The 17466-nt window shown below is 64.3% G+C and carries 20 protein-coding genes, 1 pseudogene and 1 riboswitch; of the genes and pseudogenes, 3 read left to right on the forward strand and 18 right to left on the reverse strand.

Annotated features, from left to right (window positions below):
• Positions 1–17: 17 nt before the first annotated feature.
• From cobO to btuB, 3 genes are read right to left on the reverse strand one after another with little or no spacing between them, the layout of a single operon-like run.
• A complete protein-coding gene (gene cobO, locus F753_RS30105; RefSeq protein ID WP_015277758.1) occupies positions 18–629 on the reverse strand; it encodes a cob(I)yrinic acid a,c-diamide adenosyltransferase in 612 nt (203 codons plus the stop codon).
• Positions 626–1195 (reverse strand): hypothetical protein, encoded by a 570-nt coding sequence (locus tag F753_RS30110; RefSeq protein WP_023444379.1) that lies wholly within the window; start codon positions 1193–1195, stop codon positions 626–628. Before F753_RS30110 ends, cobO begins: the two co-directional genes overlap by 4 nt.
• A 46-nt stretch (positions 1196–1241) precedes the next feature.
• Positions 1242–3095, reverse strand: coding sequence for a TonB-dependent vitamin B12 receptor (gene btuB, locus F753_RS30115; protein WP_023444380.1), 1854 nt, complete (start codon positions 3093–3095; stop codon positions 1242–1244).
• Positions 3096–3213: 118 nt separating this feature from the next.
• A riboswitch (cobalamin riboswitch) is annotated at positions 3214–3429 on the reverse strand.
• A 145-nt stretch (positions 3430–3574) separates the two neighbouring features.
• On the opposite strand from btuB, the gene F753_RS30120 reads away from it, so the two are divergent.
• Positions 3575–4378 carry a metallophosphoesterase family protein gene (locus F753_RS30120; protein ID WP_003297948.1) on the forward strand — a complete coding sequence of 268 codons (804 nt, stop codon included), beginning with the start codon at positions 3575–3577 and terminating at the stop codon, positions 4376–4378.
• 24 nt (positions 4379–4402) lie between these two features.
• Here F753_RS30120 and nhaD read toward each other — a convergent pair whose 3' ends face one another.
• The 15 genes and pseudogenes from nhaD to ttcA form a co-directional block, all read right to left on the reverse strand.
• Positions 4403–5656 carry a sodium:proton antiporter NhaD gene (gene nhaD / locus F753_RS30125; protein WP_023444381.1) on the reverse strand — a complete coding sequence of 418 codons (1254 nt, stop codon included), beginning with the start codon at positions 5654–5656 and terminating at the stop codon, positions 4403–4405.
• Positions 5657–5848: 192 nt separating this feature from the next.
• The gene (locus F753_RS30130) at positions 5849–6373 is read right to left on the reverse strand and encodes a C40 family peptidase (RefSeq protein ID WP_023444382.1); all 525 of its coding nucleotides are present in this window, start codon (positions 6371–6373) and stop codon (positions 5849–5851) included.
• Positions 6374–6449: 76 nt separating this feature from the next.
• Positions 6450–7082, reverse strand: a complete 633-nt coding sequence (locus tag F753_RS30135; protein ID WP_023444383.1) for a C40 family peptidase — start codon at positions 7080–7082, stop codon at positions 6450–6452.
• 67 nt (positions 7083–7149) lie between these two features.
• A pseudogene (locus F753_RS30140) lies at positions 7150–7922 on the reverse strand (NAD-dependent protein deacylase).
• A 122-nt stretch (positions 7923–8044) separates the two neighbouring features.
• Complete coding sequence (locus F753_RS30145; RefSeq protein WP_023444386.1) at positions 8045–8341, reverse strand: cyd operon YbgE family protein; 297 nt, start codon at positions 8339–8341, stop codon at positions 8045–8047.
• The gene (gene cydX, locus F753_RS48930; protein ID WP_003297956.1) at positions 8338–8442 is read right to left on the reverse strand and encodes a cytochrome bd-I oxidase subunit CydX; all 105 of its coding nucleotides are present in this window, start codon (positions 8440–8442) and stop codon (positions 8338–8340) included. Before cydX ends, F753_RS30145 begins: the two co-directional genes overlap by 4 nt.
• Positions 8443–8487: 45 nt before the next feature.
• A complete protein-coding gene (gene cydB, locus F753_RS30155; protein WP_014819714.1) occupies positions 8488–9630 on the reverse strand; it encodes a cytochrome d ubiquinol oxidase subunit II in 1143 nt (380 codons plus the stop codon).
• A gap of 12 nt (positions 9631–9642) precedes the next feature.
• Positions 9643–11256, reverse strand: a complete 1614-nt coding sequence (locus F753_RS30160; protein ID WP_023443848.1) for a cytochrome ubiquinol oxidase subunit I — start codon at positions 11254–11256, stop codon at positions 9643–9645.
• Positions 11253–11432 carry a cytochrome oxidase putative small subunit CydP gene (gene cydP, locus F753_RS30165; protein ID WP_003283920.1) on the reverse strand — a complete coding sequence of 60 codons (180 nt, stop codon included), beginning with the start codon at positions 11430–11432 and terminating at the stop codon, positions 11253–11255. Before cydP ends, F753_RS30160 begins: the two co-directional genes overlap by 4 nt.
• A gap of 321 nt (positions 11433–11753) precedes the next feature.
• Entirely contained in the window at positions 11754–12308 is a 555-nt protein-coding gene (locus F753_RS30170) for a putative natural product biosynthesis protein (RefSeq protein WP_023443849.1), read from the reverse strand.
• A gap of 105 nt (positions 12309–12413) precedes the next feature.
• A complete protein-coding gene (locus tag F753_RS30175; RefSeq protein WP_023443850.1) occupies positions 12414–12782 on the reverse strand; it encodes a DUF2946 domain-containing protein in 369 nt (122 codons plus the stop codon).
• A 58-nt stretch (positions 12783–12840) separates the two neighbouring features.
• A complete protein-coding gene (locus F753_RS30180) occupies positions 12841–13512 on the reverse strand; it encodes a DNA-3-methyladenine glycosylase I (protein ID WP_023443851.1) in 672 nt (223 codons plus the stop codon).
• A gap of 309 nt (positions 13513–13821) precedes the next feature.
• The gene (locus F753_RS30185; RefSeq protein WP_023443852.1) at positions 13822–14898 is read right to left on the reverse strand and encodes a 3-deoxy-7-phosphoheptulonate synthase; all 1077 of its coding nucleotides are present in this window, start codon (positions 14896–14898) and stop codon (positions 13822–13824) included.
• A gap of 265 nt (positions 14899–15163) precedes the next feature.
• The gene (locus tag F753_RS50155) at positions 15164–15292 is read right to left on the reverse strand and encodes a hypothetical protein (RefSeq protein ID WP_023443854.1); all 129 of its coding nucleotides are present in this window, start codon (positions 15290–15292) and stop codon (positions 15164–15166) included.
• 98 nt (positions 15293–15390) lie between these two features.
• Positions 15391–16215, reverse strand: coding sequence for a tRNA 2-thiocytidine(32) synthetase TtcA (gene ttcA / locus F753_RS30190; protein WP_015277775.1), 825 nt, complete (start codon positions 16213–16215; stop codon positions 15391–15393).
• A gap of 134 nt (positions 16216–16349) precedes the next feature.
• Between ttcA and F753_RS30195 the strand changes: the two genes are divergently transcribed.
• Together F753_RS30195 and F753_RS30200 are read left to right on the forward strand one after the other, a co-directional pair.
• The gene (locus F753_RS30195) at positions 16350–16943 is read left to right on the forward strand and encodes a DNA-J related domain-containing protein (RefSeq protein WP_023443855.1); all 594 of its coding nucleotides are present in this window, start codon (positions 16350–16352) and stop codon (positions 16941–16943) included.
• A gap of 138 nt (positions 16944–17081) precedes the next feature.
• Positions 17082–17466: Yip1 family protein (locus F753_RS30200; RefSeq protein ID WP_023444387.1), on the forward strand; the 385-nt coding region annotated here is incomplete at its 3' end.

Here is a 17466-nt window from a genome sequence, read left to right on the forward strand (position 1 = left end):
TGTTTTGAGCGCCGGCATCAAAATTCGACGCCTTTTTGCGCCTTAACGCCGGCCTTGAACGCATGCTTGACCAACGCCATCTCGGTGACGGTGTCCGCCGCCTCGACCAGACCCGGCGGGGCGCCGCGGCCGGTGACCACCACGTGCTGCAGCAGCGGCCGCGACTCGATGTCGGCAAGCACCGGGGCCAGCTCCAGGTAGCCGTACTTCAGGGCGATGTTCAGTTCGTCGAGCACCACCAGGCCGATCTCGGGATCGGCCAGCAGCTCGGCCGCAACCGCCCAGGCTTCGCGGGCCTTGGCGATGTCTCGCTGGCGATCCTGGGTTTCCCAGGTGAAGCCCTCGCCCATCACGTGGTAGCGCACCTCGTCCGGGAAGCGCCGGAAGAATGCCTCCTCGCCGGTGCTGGCCGCGCCCTTGATGAATTGCACCACGCCGACCTTGATGCCATGGCCGAGCGCACGCGCCACCATGCCGAAAGCCGAACTGCTCTTGCCCTTGCCATTACCGGTGTGCACCAGCAGCAAGCCGTACTCGTCCTGCGCCTCGGCAATCTTCTCGTCGATCAGCGCCTTCTTGCGCTGCATGCGTGCCTTGTGGCGATCGTCGCGTTCGCTGGACTCGCTCATGCGCGGGCCTCGTCACGCTGCCCGGCCCAGGCGCGCAGGCCGACGAACAGCAGCGCAGCGACGCCGACATACAGCGCCAGGGTCGACAGGTAGCGCGGGTAATAGGTGGCGATGCGCTCGGCCAGCAGCGCCAGGGTCGGCTCGGGATAGCGCCCGGAGAAATAGAGGAAGCCGCCGCCGGAGAACAGGTAGCAAACGAAGGCGCTCGCCATCACGCACAGCGCCAGGGTCGCCAGGCTGCTGAAATGGTCACGATGCAGACGTGCGTAGAGTCGACCGCCCAGCCACAGCAAACCGTATGCCGGCACCAGCATCCAGTACGCCGGCGACATGCACCAGTCGCTGACACCGGCCCACTGGATGGCGGCGAAATCCAGCAGCGAAGCCTCGAGAAACAGTGCCGGAAACACCCACTTCGGCCGCACCAGCACGCCGGCGAGGAAGAACACCGCCCAGGACGCGCTGGGCAGGTTCACGCTGGCGAAGTGCTGTCCGCGGGTCATGGCCAGCAGCGCGGCAAGCGCGAGGCCGACCAGCAGCTGGTATCTCGGGGCAAGCTTGATCATTGCAGTCTCCTTCTGTGGGCGCGGGCGACATGCCCGCGCCGCGGTCTTACAGCGCCTGGTAGCGCACGGTCAGGTAAGCGGCCTGGCCGGGCTGGTTGTAGCCCTCGGCGGTCTCAAAGTCGGCGTCCAGCAGGTTGGCGACGCGCGCCTGCAGGCGCCACTCCGGGGTGATGCGGTATTCGCCACGCAGGTCGAGGGTGGCGTAGCCGGACAGCTCGCGGGTGTTGGCCAGGTCGTCGTAACGCTGCCCTTCGGCGTGCAGGCTGGCGCCAATGCTGAAGGCACCGAGCCGGCGGTCGAGGTCAAGGTTGAACAGCTGCTTGGCCCGGCGCGCCAGCTCGTTGCCGCGGTTGGCCCCGGCGGAGCGGTTCTCCGGCTCCAGCAGGCTGTAGTTGGCGTTCCAGTCCCAACCGAACAATTGGCTGCCGAGCACCAGCTCGACCCCGCGGATACGCGCTTCCTGCACGTTGGCCGGCGCGGAAATGCTGGCGTCATAGGCGATGAGGTCATCGACCACGGTGCGATAGGCATTCACCGCCCAGTGGCCCCAGCCATGCTGCCCGGCAAGGCCGACTTCGAGGCTCTCGGAGGTTTCCGCATCCAGCTCGGGATTGCCGTAGTCGGGGAAATACAGCTCGTTGAAGGTCGGCGCCTTGAATGCCGTGCCATAGCTGATGGTGCCGCGCAACCAGTCGGTCAGCGCATAGCCGTAGCCGATGTTGCCGGTGTCGTGCTGGCCGAACTGCTCGTTATCGTCACGTCGCAGCGACAGCTGCCAGTCATGGCGGCCGACCTCGCCCAGGTACTGAGCGAAATAGCCGTCGTTGTCCCGGGAGTCCTCGGCATACAGCGTGGTGCCGTTAACCTCGTCGCGCTGGTGGTCGGCACCCAGGATCAGCGTATGCCCGGCGGCCAGCTGGATATCGTTCTGCCAGCTGAGCGTGTCGCGACGGCTGTCGAAGCGTGAATAGAACTGCCCGTCCTGATAGGCATCCGATTTGTCTTCGCTGCGCCCGGCCTGCAGCGTCACCAGCCAGGGTTCCAGCGGACTGAAGCGCGCACGGGTGCCGAAGACCCTCGACTCACCATCGGCATTGGCGCCGAAACCGGACGTGCGGGCCCGGTTTACGCTGTCGTAATCGTTATGGGATTTGGCCTGCAGCAGGTTGGCGTCCAGCTCCAGGCCGTTGTCGAAGCGGTAGCCGGCGCTCAGCGTCGCGGACAGGTTGCGATAGCCATCAGCATCACGTTCGTAGCCGCTGGTGTCCGCCGACTTGACGTTGATGCCGTCGGTGTCCGAGCCACTGACGCCCAGGCTGTACCAGCCACGACCGTCACCACCGGAAACGCCGACGCTGCCCGTGTAGGTGTCATGGGTGCCGTAACCGACCGAGAAGAACGGCTTGACGCCCTGCCCCTGGCCCTTGCGGGTGAAGATCTGGATCACCCCGCCGATGGCTTCCGAGCCGTACAGGCTGGAGCGCGGACCGCGGACCACCTCGATGCGCTCGATCAGCTCCAGCGGCAGATCCTGCAGGGCCGCGCCGCCGCCCGAGACCGATCCGATCTTGATGCCGTCGATCATCACCAGCACGTGATCGGATTCGGTGCCGCGCATGAACAGCGAGGTGGACTTGCCGGGGCCGCCGTTGTTGGCCAGCGATACGCCAGGCACCTGCTTGAGCAGCTCGGGCAGCGAACTCGCCTGGCTGCGTTCGATCCGCTCGCGGTCGATCACGGTCACCGCGGCCAGGCTCTGCTGAGCCGTCTGCGCGGTGCGGGTGGCGGTCACCACCTGCTGCTGGAGATCCAGCGGGGCTGCGGCCAGCTGGCCAATGGAAAGGGGAAAACTGCCGAACAGCACATAGGCCGCTGGCTTGAAACGGGGCTTGCAAGTCAAGGTACAGGTCTCCGTCGTGCCCACCCGCACGACTGAAAGTCGACGAAGACAGACGGAGGAACCGCAAAAGGAAGTGAATACCGCGAGGGATATGCACCCGCCCAGCGCCCGCCGCACTGTCAGTGAAATGCGACAGGCCGGTCTCCGGGCTTGCGAGCGTACGCCTTGCGGCGTCCCGAAACCGCGCCTTCCCATGCGTTGAGCACAGTGGCTATTAGGGTTTCTCGACTCGCCTACCGTTGCGGGGGCAGCGCCGGAATCTTCGTGAGAATGGACCGGCTTCCCTGTTTCACCCCCTCGCTGAAGAGGGGGCACCTGAGGCGACGCGGAGGTTAGTCCAAGGCCGGGCTTGGCGCAACCACGGGGTTGCCGCAGCGCCCTGCAATTTCCGCTTGCATCTCGGCGCTCGGAACGGCGGACGCCAAAAGGCTTCGAATGCAACAATGCCAGCAATCAGCCAGGACCCATATCCGACGCCCATGACCAGCATCGTGCAGATTTCCGACACCCATTTCGGTACCGAACAACCTTCCGTGGTCCAGGCCCTGGAGGACCATGTACGCGAACACCGGGCCGACCTGCTGGTGTTCTCCGGTGACATCACCCAGCGCGCCCGTCGCGGGCAGTTCGCCAGTGCCGCCGCTTTCGTGCGCCGCGTGCAGGCCGATGGCGTCGGTGAGACGCTGGTGATTCCGGGCAATCACGACATCCCGCTGTACAACCTCTTCGCCCGCCTGTTCACGCCATACGGCAACTACCGGCGACACTTCGGCGATGAGCTGGAGCCGGTATTCGAGAACGACGACATGCTGGTGATCGGGCTCAATACCACCCATCCGCGCCGGCACAAGGACGGCGTGGTGACGGGGCGACAAGTGGAGCGTGTGGCGCAGCGGCTGGCCGATGGCAACCCGCACAAGATTCGCATCGTGGTCGCCCACCAGCCATTCGGCGCGATGGTGCCGAGCGATCTGAGCAACCTGCAGCACGGCGCCGAACCCGCGCTGCAGCGCTGGGCCGAGCACGGGCTGGACCTGGTCATGGGCGGGCACATCCATCTGCCCTACGTGCTGCCGTTGTCCAAGCAGTACAGCGGTCTCGCGCGGGAGATCTGGATGGTGCAGGCCGGCACCACGCTCTCGACCCGCCTGCGTGGCACCTCGCCAAACTCCTTCAACCGGTTGAAGCTGCATCCCGGCGAACAGAAGAAGGTCTGCGTCGAGCGCTGGGACCTGCTCGACGGTCGCTTCGTGCTGGGATCGCACTTCAACCTGAGCTGGTGACCCGCGCTCGCACGCGAACCGCGGTCAGCCCACCGACAGGCCGACCAGATAGACACCGGCGAAGCCGATGTTGAAGGCGATGAACAGGTAGAGCATGTAGCGCAGGTAGCTGCCGAAGGTCAGCCCCGGCACCTTGCTCATGGCGACGATGCCCGACGCCGAACCAATCACCAGCAGCGAGCCGCCGACACCGACCGCATAGGTCAGCACCATCCATTCGGCGACACCCATTTCCAGCCCTGATTTCAGCAGCGCTGCGGTCAGCGGCACGTTGTCGATGGCCGCCGACATCACACCCATCAGGTAGTTGGCCATCACTGCAGGCACCTGGTCATAGATGTGCACCAGCCCGTCGAGCACGCGAATCTCCTTGAGCATGCCTACCAGCAGGAGGATGCCGAGGAAGAAGAACAGCGTCTCGAACTCCACCTGGCGCACGTATTCGAGAATCGGATCGGAGTCGTTGTCGTCGCTGAAGAAGCGCGCAACCAGGAACATCACCGAGAGGCCGGCGAGGAAGGTCAGCACCGGCGGGATCTGGAACAGGAAGTTGCCGACAATGGTGCTGAGGATGGTGCACAGGAAGATCAGTGCAATCGCCACGTCGACACCGCGCACATCGTTGCGCTGGCCCTGCACCACCACCTCGCCCTTCATGCCGATCGACAGCATGGCGGCCAGCACCATCACCGCGACGAATGCCGGCACGGCCAGTGCCAGCAGCTGGAGGATAGCCACCTTGCCAGCGAGGAAGATCATCAGCGTGGTGACGTCGCCGGTAATCAGCGCGACCCCACCGGAGTTAACGGAGAAAACCACCAAGGTAGCGAACTTGATGGTCTTCGCCCGATCCAGCTGCAGCGAGAGAATCAGGGTGATGGAGACCAGCGTCGCGGTGATGTTGTCGGCGAGCGACGAGAACACGAAGCAGAAGGTCGCTGTGAGAAACAGCAAGGCCCGCTCGCTGATCCGCTTGGGCAACACCAGATAGATCAGGTTCTCGATCATGCCCTTCTTGTTCAGGTAGGCAACGAAGGTCATGGCCGCCACCAGGAAGATCCACAGCCCGGCGATCTCGGCGATGTTCTCGTTGAGGCTTTCCAGCACGGTTTCCCGCGCCTCGCCCGCCGGTGTGAAGATGAACAAGAGCAGCCAGGCCAGGGTGCCGAAGAACAGCGTCACCTTGGCCTTGTTCACGTGGGTAATTTCTTCGAGCACGACGCCAAGCAGCGCCGCAACCGCCAGTGCGATCAGCACGTACGTCAGCAATTCAGGCATATCTCACCTAATGGGAAGTGGGGAAAAAGGGTCTGTGCGCGACGGAACGACGCACGGGGAGGAATTGGGGATGCGCATGTTAGCCAAAGCGCCAGACGAGCGGAATCACCGCATGTCAAACGGAGAATGTTTCAGCATATGAATGCGACTAAAGACAGGCTGTCTACGACGGGGGTTCTATACGGATGAGGCTCAGGGGTTGCGGGCCAGTTGCTCCTGGTCGAGCACGCGCTTGGCACCCAGATAACTCTTCTGCCAGTAGCCGGCAGTAAGACTGTCCAGGCGTACCGTGCCGCCGGATGATGGCGCGTGAACGAAGCGGTCTTCGCCAACGTAGATGCCTGCGTGGCTGACCCGGCGCCCACCGCTGGTCGCGAAGAACACCAGATCGCCGGGCTGCAGTGCGTCGCGCCGTACCGACGGGCCGCGTAGATTGCTCATGGCTTGAGTGGTGCGAGGGAGCTGGATGCCGGCTGCGCCGCGGTAGACGTAGCCGATCAGGCCACTGCAGTCGAAACCGCTATCCGGCGTGTTGCCGCCCCAGCGATAGGGCGTACCGACCAGGCCAATCGCGCTGAACAGCACGTCTTCAGCGGCGCCGGGTACGGCCTGATGGGCCTTGGGCGTCTGCACGAGTGGCGGCGTGGGCGCCTTCCCGGCACAGGCGGTCAGCAGCGCAGTCAGAACAACGAGCGTGAGACGAGCCGGATAGTGCATGGCAGAGCGGTCCAGGCAAATGAGCCATCACTCTGCCGGCATGTACGGGAAGACGCAACCCCCGCAGGTCGCGGGATCAGTGATGGACCGTGTGCGGAACCAGGTCCGAAGCCAGGGCGAGCACACGCTTGGCTTCCATGTAACTGGCGCGCCAGTACTTGTCGTCCAGGCTGTCGACGCGCACACCGCCGCTGCGGCTGCTGGAGGCGTGGATGAACTGGTCGTCGCCGATGTAGATACCGGCGTGGCTGACTCGGCCACGGCCGCGGTTGTTGAAGAACACCACGTCGCCCGGCTCGAGCTCACTGCGCTTGACCACCGGTGCGTCGAGGTTGATCAGCTCGCGGGTGGAACGCGGCAGCTCGAGCCCGGCTTCCTTGCGGAACAGGAAACCGACGAAGCCGCTGCAGTCGAAACCGCTCTTCACCGAGCTGCCACCGTAGCGATACGGGGTACCGACCAGGGTGAAGCCGCGCTCGAGGATGCTGTCGGCCAGCTGCGGCAGCTGGTAGTCGTGTTCGTCGGTCAGTTCGGCCAACGACTGCTCTTCACTCTTGTCGAGGGCAGCGAAGTCGAAGTCTGCAAGAGGATGATTGTGCGACAGCCGAGGCGATTCGATCTGCTGCTCGGTCTGTACAGGCTGGCCGGCGCAGGCCGTCAGCAGGGCGATGAGTGCGAGAGGCACGAGGGGTGCGAAGCGTTGGCGCATGGGCACGGCCGTGTCATTGATTCCAAAGTGCCGGCGACTATGCCCTCTATCGCTTCGATGATCAAATTCAATCGGACGAAATGTGACGAACCAGCTGCGACAAAACGTCTGCGGCCCTTCCCTGCAGAAGCACGTCCGCCAGCGGGCTGATCTCGGTGGGTTGCAGATTCACCTCGACGACGGAGCCGCCGGCCTGACGCACCCGCCATACCGGCTCGAGGATGTAGCCGAAGCTCGCCGTGGTTCCAACCACCAGCACGGCGTCGAAGCCGAGCTGCACCTGTTTCTGCAATGCAGCCAGGGCGGATTCCGGCAGCATCTCCTCGAACAGCACCACGGCAGGACGCAACACCCCGTCGCAAGTCAGGCAGCGCGGCGGCAATGGCTGATCCAGCAGCGAAGGCAGTGGACGTTCGTCGACCTTACCGCAGCCCATGCACGACAGCGGCGAAAGCTGACCGTGAATCTCGATCAAGCGATCAGGCGGACTGCCGGCTCGGCGGTGGAAGCCATCGATGTTCTGCGTGAGCACCCAGGCCCCGGGTTTGCGCCGCTGCAGCTCGGCGATGGCGACGTGGCCGGCATTGGGCTCGGCCTGCAGGCAGGGCCCGCCGCCCGGCCGATTTCGGCCAGGTACTTCCAGCACAACGCCGGATCACACCGCAGCGTCGGCCCGGATAGCGCCACCTCGATCGGCAGGCCGTCTTCGGTTTCGCCGTTATAGAGGCCGCCGAGGCCGCGGTAGGTGGGCAACCCGGAGTCGGCCGACAGCCCGGCCCCGGTGATGATCAGAATGCGTTCGGCGCCGCTCAGCGCCTGGGCGGCCTTGTCGATATCCATGAATGTCGCGAACCCGTTTCGGTGGCACTCCCCCGATCGTGCGGGGAACCGATGGCCGCGTCGCGACCACGGCCATCAGCCTACGAATCGCCGCGCCTGCCTGCAAAGGCATTCGCCCCCGCTCAGTCCAGCTGGGCCTGAAAAAGCACCGCGTAGCCCAAAGCACACAACAGCCAGGCCGGCAGCGGGCCGAGCAGCCAGCGCCAGCCCCACCATTGCGGCACGAAGCCGACGCCATGCACGAAGCCGGCGGAAATACCCCACATCACCAGCATCAGCTGCGGGTGACTGTAGCCTCCCTGCCCGTCCAGCATCGCCGCCGGATGGATCAGCAGGACCAGCGCCAGCGGCGCGGCCAGCACTAGAGAAAGTACGCGACCGAACGCGCCGTAGCAGCGCCCCTGCGCGCGACTGCTCACGGCTCGGCGTCCAGGTCCTGAGTGGCTTCCAGCCACAGCGCATTGATGATGCCGAAGCTGCTGGCCAGCAGCACGCCGAGAATCCAGGTGAAGTACCACATAGTCGTCTCTCCTTGGCGGGCGGGCGCGGCGGCCCGCCCGCGCGGTCAGTACAGCCCGTGGGGGTTGGCTTCGATGGTTTTCTGGGTGAGCCGGCCCCACATGCGCACGTAGCTCCACAGCGTGTAGCAGAGGATCAGCGGCACGAAGATGCAGGCCACAACGAACATGATGCCCAGCGTCTTCTGACTTGAGACCGCATCCCAGATGGTCAGGCTCGAGGCCGGATCGAGGCTCGACGGGAAGACGAAGGGAAACAGCGCAAAGCCCGCGGTACAGATGCTGCCGACGATCATCAGACTGGTTCCGACGAAGCTCACCCCGCCGCTGTTGCGACTGGAACCGAGCAGCGCCAGCAACGCCCCGAGGATGCCCGCGGCCGGCGCGATCAGGGTGACCGGATAGAGGCCGTAGTTGGCCAGCCAGCCGATATTGTCCTGGGCCACCTGCTTGTCCAGGAGCGGATTGAGCGCGGCGCCCGGATCGCTGACCGACAGCTGGCTGAAGCCCTGAATGCCCAGCGCCAGCCAGACACCCGCCGCGACGAAGCCGAACAGGAACACCAGCACGCACAGGCGCGTGGCCTGCCGCGAGCGCTCAGCCAGCGCGCCGTCGGTGCGCAGCATCAGCCAGGCGCCACCGTGGGCGCTGAGCATGCTCAGGCTGACGATGCCGCAGAGCAGCGCGAACGGGTTGAGCAGCGCGAAGAACGAGCCCTGATAGGTCGAGCGCATCAGCTCGTCCAGCTGGAACGGCAGGCCGAGGAACAGGTTGCCGAAGGCCACGCCGAACACCAGCGCCGGCACAGCACCGCCGACGAACAACGCCCAGTCCCAGGCGCTGCGCCAGCGCGGGTCTTCCACCTTGCTGCGATAGTCGAAGCCCACCGGGCGGCAGAACAGCGCGAACAGCACCAGCAGCATCGCCCAGTACAGGCCGGAAAATGCCACCGCATAGACCATCGGCCAGGCAGCGAACAGCGCACCACCGGCGGTGATGAACCACACCTGGTTGCCATCCCAGTGTGGCGCGATGGTGTTGATCGCCACGCGTCGCTCGTTGTCGGTCTTGCCGACGAAGGGCATCAGTGCCATGGCGCCCATGTCGAAGCCATCGGTCAGGGCGAAGCCGATCAGCAACACGCCGATCAGCACCCACCAGATGAGCTTGAGCACTTCGTAATCGAACATCTCGTATCTCCCTCAGACGCTGCCAGGTTGGGAAGACAGGCCGCTCGGCTGCGCCGACGCCACCCGTGCTTCACGTACGTCCCGTTCGAAGTGATAACGACCGGTGTGCAGACTGCTCGGCCCAAGCCGTGCGAAGCGGATCATCAGGAACATCTCGATCACCAGCAGCAGGCTGTAGAAGGCCACCAGGGCGATCAGCGAGCCCCAGATATCGCCGGCCGCCAGCGTCGAGGTGGACAGATGGGTCGGCAGTACCTCGGCGATCGACCATGGCTGACGGCCATGCTCGGCGACGTACCAGCCGGTCTGCGCGGCGATCCACGGCAGCGGCAGGCTGAACAGCGCAAACTTCAGCAGCCAGGGCTTGGTCTCGGCATTGCGCTTGATCGATGCCCAGCTCGCCAGGGCAAACAGCAGCAACATCAGAAAGCCGGCGGCGACCATCACGCGAAAGGTCCAGAACAGGCTGAACACGTTGGGTATGGTGTCCAGAGCGGCGAGCTTGACCTGCTCCTCGCTGGCATCGACCACATCGGCGGTGTACTTCTTCAGCAACAGCCCGTAGCCCAAGTCCTGCTTGACCTCATTGAACGCGGCGATGGCTTCGGCCGACTTGTCGCCGCTACGCAGCACCTGCAGCCGCTCGTAGGCGAGCATGCCGTTGCGGATGCGCAGCTCGTGTTCGGCGATCAAGTCCTTGATGCCCCTGACCTCCTCGTCCACCGAGCGGGTGGCGATCAGCCCCAGCACGTAGGGGATCTTCACTTCGTAATCGGTGCGCATCTCCTGCTGATTGGGCAGGCCGAACAGTGTGAAGCCCGCAGGTGCCGGGTGGGTTTCCCACTCAGCCTCGATGGCGGCCAGCTTGACCTTCTGCACATCGCCAATCTCATAGCCGGACTCGTCGCCGAGGATGATCACCGAGATGGTAGAAGCCAGACCGAACACTGCGGCGATGGCGAACGAACGACGGGCGAAGCCCAGGTCGCGCTTCTTCAATAGATAGAAGGAAGAAATCGCCAGCACAAAGATCGCCCCGGTGACGTAGCCCGCGGACACGGTGTGGACGAACTTGACCTGCGCCACCGGGTTGAACAGCAGCGCGCCGAAATCCACCAGCTCCATGCGCATGGTCTCGAAGTTGAACTCAGAGCCAACCGGGTTCTGCATCCAGCCATTAGCGATGAGGATCCAGAGCGCCGAGAGATTCGAGCCCAGCGCCACCAGCCAGGTGACCGCCAGATGCTGCACCTTGGAGAGCCGGTCCCAGCCGAAGAAGAACAGGCCGATGAAGGTGGATTCGAGGAAGAACGCCATCAACCCCTCGATGGCCAGCGGCGCGCCGAAGATGTCGCCGACGTAGTGGCTGTAGTAGGCCCAGTTGGTACCGAACTGGAATTCCATGGTCAGTCCGGTGGTGACCCCCAGGGCGAAGTTGATGCCGAACAGCTTGCCCCAGAACTTGGTCATGTCCTGATAGACCTGCTTGCCGGTCATCACGTAGACCGATTCCATGATCGCCAGCAGGAACGCCAGCCCCAGGGTCAACGGCACGAAGAGAAAGTGATACATCGCCGTCATGGCGAACTGCAGGCGTGATAGATCGACAACGCTTTCCGAGATCATCTCGGCCCTCCCTCGGGGATCGAACCCCGCGAATCAAGCAAATGGTCGGCAACGCGCACCGAACCGTTCTCGGGAATGCTGGGGGCATCGAACCAGACGTTTTTTATGATCATGAGGATCGCGACCTTGGCCAGCACTACCAGCACGACGTCTCGCCTGAGCGATGACTTGAACATGCCTACCTCCTTGCGTGACCGCCCGAGCGCCTGGCGCTCCGGCAGCATGTTGCGATTGAAGGCCCCCTTGGGGTGGGGGCCGGCATCCGGGCGCGACGCCTGGACTCAATCGCGGTGCCCCGAACCACCCGTGGAAGCTGCTCTGGTTCGAGGCAGACAAAGTGTCCGGCGCACCCTGCAAGCGGACAACTGCGACAGCCTGCCCACCCACTCGCGGCAATCTGTGCCAGAGCGGCGCTGCGCTCCAAACAAGCAGTGACACCGGCGAGCGACGCCGGGTCAGGCGCGACGCGATCGCCACACTGCGGCGCCCTGTCGCAGTCATGGCACACGCAGCCAGCGGCGAAATCCGTTGCCGGCCGTGCTCGAGAGCGGGCTCCAGGCGAAGTCCCAGGGCGCCGGCGGCAGCTCCTCCGCCTCGGCGGCGAGCGGGCGGCCGCCCTGGCGCACCCGTGGCTTCCAGTCGGATACATGCTCGCTGTCGCCTCGCCAGCCGAGCACGATGCCGATTGCCGGGCTGTCATCGCTGGCGACCCAACGCGCTGCGGCGGCGAGCATCATGGCCTCGATATGCTCCGGCTCGACCAGCTCGCGGTAGTCGGAGGCCAGCAACCAGCGGCAGACGCCGAGGTGGAAGGTCCAGTCCAGCGCCAGCTGGCAGCCGTAGGCCCAGGTCATGAACTGACGAAAGATCTCCAGTCCCTCTGGCGGGTCAAGTTTGAGCAGCCGCGGGCAGACATCGAACAGCGCATGCCAGTACGGCAGCAACTTGGCATCCAGATGCACGAAGCTGCGGGCGTTGCTGGGGTAGTCGGGAAAAGGCAGCCGATAGCTCACGCGGCTATCGGCGCGGGTGAATCGTTCCATCATGGTCATGGTGAAATCCCCTGAATCGACTGGGCCGTCGGAAAGCTCCGACAGGTAGCCGTCTCGTCCGCTGCTACGGGCGGAAGGACGGCGAATCACGTCAATCAGGAAATCTCAGGGCGCGCGCGGATTCAGTGCCGGCCAGTGGTGGCGCGGGCCATGACGCTCAATCGGTGGTAGCGGAGTCGCCCCTGTCGTGCGCTGCCCCAGCCAGGCCAAGGCGAACAGTGCAACGATGGCGAGGAAAACCGAACTGCACAGTGGGCAGTCGAGGGCATGCTGCGACAGGCCATGTAAATCGGAGGAAAGCGCGCCGAGACCGGTGCCGCCATCGTCGCCGGTGACGCAGAACGCGTCCTGCCCCATGGCCAGTCCGAAGCCCACATGGGTGGCGTGGTTCAGACTGCAGACAAAGGCATTGAGCAGGATGCAGGTGAAGAGCACCCATACGATCTGCGCACGCTTGTCTTTGACGATGGTCATGTTTCGACTTTACACCGCGCGCCTGAGCACGGCGCTGCGCTAAAGCGTCGCAGCCTCGTCAGTGGTTGACGGTGAACGCCAGCATCGCCGAGAGCTGACACAGCGGACGGCCGCTTTCCGCCTGCCACTGGTTGAATGCGGCCTGCACCGCGGCCTGATCGCGCTGACTGCTCGGCACCTTGTCGACGATTTCCTGCGCCTTGAGCGCGGCTACCACGTCATTGCTGGGGACGAAGGTGTCTTTGCCGGCCATACGCAACAGGCGCGGCGCCGACAGGCCACCGAGCTGGCTGCCGTGCCTGGTCAAGTAACGCCACAGGCCGACGATGTCGCTGCTCGGCCAATCGGCCAGCAGGTTGCCGAAGCTGCCCCTTTCCTTGGCCACGTCGAGCACGAACTGCGCGTTGCGCGGCACGCTCTTGAGCTTGCCGAGATGACGGATCAGTCGGGTGTCCTGCATCAGTCGCTCGATGTGCTCGCCGCCCATCAGTACGACTTTCTCCGGGTCGAAACCGAAGAACGCCTGCTCGAAGGCCGGCCACTTGGCATCCACCAAGCTGTGCTTGAGGCCGGCGCGGAAGATGCGCAGGCTGATCAGCGAGAGGTAGCGGTCATCCGAAACGCTGCGCAGTTGGTCGGCGCTGTGGGGCTGCGGCAGGCGGGCCTCCAGCGCCGCGGCCGAGCCGAAGCGGTTGAGGCAGTATTCGTGCAGCCATTTGTAGTCTTGCATGGTTCGGATCCGATGGTGACGGCAGCGGCACAGGGTGCCGGTGACGAGCCGGCCTCGCAAGTCCGCCGCCATCAACGCAGCTGGGCGGCAGCGGTCAGGTGGCGCTCGCGCAGGCTGATCTGAACGAATGTTCGCGGGCAAGCCCGCTTCCACTGTGAAGCCGGTGCAAGCCGGGTGACACCACGTGGTACGCGTCCCATTGCCCTGACACCAGGCGCGCAGACGGTGGACAAGCTTCGCGTTGCCACCCTACGAGCAGAACGTCGTTCTGCGTGCGAGCCGGCTCAGACGTGCAGCGGGCTCCCGGTATCAGCCGCGCAGCCGCTGCGCCGCCTGACGCAGCATTTCCTCGGTCGCCGTCCAACCCAGGCAGCCGTCGGTGATCGACACGCCGTAGCGCAGCTCGCCGGACAGCGGCTGGCAACCATCGAGCAGATGGCTCTCCAGCATGACGCCACGCAGACTCATGTCGCCAGCCAGGCGCTGCTCGATCACCGACTCCAGCACCGCGGGCTGGCGCAGTGGGTCCTTGCCACTGTTGGCGTGGCTGCAATCGACCATGATGCGCGGGGCAATCCCCTGCTTTTCCAGCGCGCGACGGGCAGTAGCGACACTGGCCGCGTCGTAGTTGGGTGCGCCGTGGCCGCCGCGCAGGACCAGATGGGTATCCGGATTGCCGCACGTCTGCAGCAGTGCCGGATGGCCGAGATCGTCGATGCCGAAGTGCTGGTGTGGATGTTCCGCTGAACGCATGGCGTCGCAAGCGATGCCCAGGCCGCCGTCGGTGCCATTCTTGAAGCCCACCGGCAGGCCCAGCCCGCTGACCAGCTCGCGATGGATCTGCGACTCGCTGGTGCGCGCGCCAATCGCGGCCCAGCCCAGCAGATCGTCGAAGTACCCGGCAGCCAGCGGCTGCAGCAGCTCGGTGGCGATCGGCAGACCGGTTTCGAGAATATCCAGCATCAGGCGGCGCGACAGGTGCAGCCCCTCGGCCATGTTGCCGCTGCCGTCCAGATGCGGGTCGTAGACCAGGCCTTTCCAGCCGACGGTCGTGCGCGGTTTTTCCACATAAGCGCGCATCACCAGCAGCAGCTGATCGCTGACGTCAGGTGCAAGCGCGGCGAGACGCTCGGCGTACTCGAGCGCGGCGACAGGATCGTGCAGGGAACAGGGCCCGACGACGACCAGTAGGCGCGTATCGCGGCCGTCGAGCACCGCGCGGATGGCGTTGCGGTCGCTGTGGATGCGTGCAGCAAGGGCGCCGCTCAAGGGTAGACGCTGGCGCAGTACGGCGGGGCTGGGCAGCGGCTGTGCGCTGCGGCGAGCAATGGAGGCTTCAGCGGTGGCGACGGGTTGTTTGGCAAGTACGGTGGCGGATGCATTCATGATCTGGCGGTTCCTTCTGCCGGCGCGGGTGGTCCGCGGCGGCGCTAGTCGGGTGTTCGTTCGCGTGCTTTGTGTTCGGCGTCGAAGTGGCTAAATCGCCAGTCGTAGCGGTAATAACGGTCGGTGCGGTAAGTGGTCATTGCATGTTCCTCGTTGCGTTGGGCCATCGCGTGGCCGAAAAAACAAAACCCCCGGTCGGGTGGCCGACCGGGGGTTCGAAAACTGCTCTGGTGGCGACCCTGCTTGCTAGGGCGCCTGTGGGGTATCAGGCGCGCCTGCGGCTAAACCAATACCCAAAGTAATAACCAGCGGCTGCAACCTGCTGCCCACGAACGACCACGGCGCGAATGGCACCGGCATCGACAACGTTCAGGGCTACAGGGTTCAGGGACATGCTGATCTCCAGAAGATGACCGAACCATACTCTGCCGGGACTGCGGCTTTCAACCGGCACGGCAAAAGAAAGTGGCTGGCTAGGCCGGGTGCGCCCGATTACAGGCTCATCACATCGACGAAGCGCGGCGTGGCGCTGTCGTCGATACGCAGGCTCTTGAAATCGAACAGGTTGCGGTCGGCCAGCTGCGAAGGCACCACGTTCTGCAGCGCGCGGAACATGATTTCGGTGCGCCCTGGCGACTTGCGCTCCCACTCCTGCAGCATTTCCTTGACCACCTGACGCTGCAGGTTCTCCTGCGAGCCACAGAGGTTGCACGGGATGATCGGAAACTCCTTCATCTTCGAGTACGCCTCGATGTCCGCCTCGTTGCAGTAGGCCAGCGGGCGAATCACCACGTTGCGTCCATCGTCGGAGAGCAGCTTGGGCGGCATGGCCTTCAGCGTGCCGCCATAGAACATGTTGAGGAAGAACGTTTCCAGGATGTCGTCGCGATGATGCCCGAGCGCCATCTTGGTCGCGCCGATCTCGTCGGCGAAGGTGTACAGCGTGCCGCGGCGCAGACGTGAGCACAGCGAGCAGGTGGTCTTGCCTTCCGGAATCTTCTCCTTCACCACCGAGTAGGTGTCCTTCTCGATGATGTGGTACTCCACGCCGATGGACTTCAGGTACTCGGGCAGCACGTGCTCGGGGAAGCCTGGCTGCTTCTGGTCCATGTTCACGGCAACGATCTCGAACTTGATCGGCGCGACCTTCTGCAGATACAGCAGCACATCGAGCATGGTGTAGCTGTCCTTGCCGCCGGACAGGCAGACCATGACCTTGTCGCCGTCCTCGATCATGTTGAAGTCGGTGACGGCCTCGCCGGCCAGGCGGCGCAGGCGCTTCTGCAGTTTGTTCTGGTTGACCGAGAGGTTGCCCATGTCAGGTGTCCGGGTGAGATGCGAAAGGCGCGCATTTTACGCGCAAAGCAAGCCTCACCGCAGCCCGTTCGCCGCCTGCTCCGATGTGAACCAGCACTGAATGAACACCCGCAGTGCTGTGCTAGTCTCGCCAGATGGACGACCTCTCCCCCGCACTGGATCTGCCAGACCACCTGCTCGTACTGCTGCAGGAAAGACCCGAAGGCTGCAGCGAGTACGAGCTGATTCAACAGCTCAAGCGCCGGCATAGCACGCATGTGCCCAACCTGCCGCTGACCGACAAGCTGGTGCTGTTCCGCACGCACTTTCTGGTGTTCAACGCGCTTTATCTGCTGCGCGACCGACTCTGGGCCGAGGGCAGCGGCCATCTGCAGATCAGCCCCTTGCACGTCCAGTTGCTGCCATATGCCGGCGCCAACGCGGGCCTCGCCGAGCAGGACGCCCTGCGCGCGTATTACCTGGATCTCTCCAACCTGCGGGATACCGACGAAGACGATGTCGAACGCCTGCTGGCGAGCTTCTGGACGCGCATGCAGGGCAGCGACGAGAAACGCGCGGCACTCGAACTGTTCGAACTGGACGGCGCCTCACAGCCCCTCACCCTGGAGCTGATCAAGCGCCGCTACCGTCAGCTGGTCGGCCTGCACCATCCGGATCGAGGTGGCAGTACGCAGCGCCTGCAGTCAATCAATCTGGCGATGGAAATACTCGAGCGCTATTACCGCTGACGGCATAGCTTCGAAACGCTCTAACCCCGCTGATGCATTGCCGATTGGCATTTCTATACTGCGACGTAAGGTCGCACGCGCCGTCCTCGATGACGACCGCCAGGCGAGGCGACCTCCATAAACTGAGGAGACGCTGGCATGATCAATCACGTTTGGGGTTTGTTCACCCACCCCGGTCAGGAGTGGAATGAAATCCGCGGCGAGGAAGAAACCGTCAGCCACATGTACCTCACGCATGTGCTGCTGCTCGCCGCGATACCGGCGGTATCGGCCTACATCGGCGCGACCCAGGTGGGCTGGAGCATCGGCGGTGGAGAGCCGGTCAAACTGACCCAGGCCAGTTGCATGCAGCTGGCGATACTTTCCTACTTCGCCATGCTGGCCGGCGTCGCCGTGATGGGCGGCTTCATTCACTGGATGGCACGTACCTACGACGCTACCCCAACCCTTACCCAATGCATCGTTTTCGCCGCCTATACCGCAACGCCGCTGTTCATCGGCGGGCTGGCGGGGCTCTATCCCC

The organism is Stutzerimonas chloritidismutans AW-1 (assembly GCF_000495915.1).
Taxonomy (GTDB): domain Bacteria; phylum Pseudomonadota; class Gammaproteobacteria; order Pseudomonadales; family Pseudomonadaceae; genus Stutzerimonas; species Stutzerimonas chloritidismutans.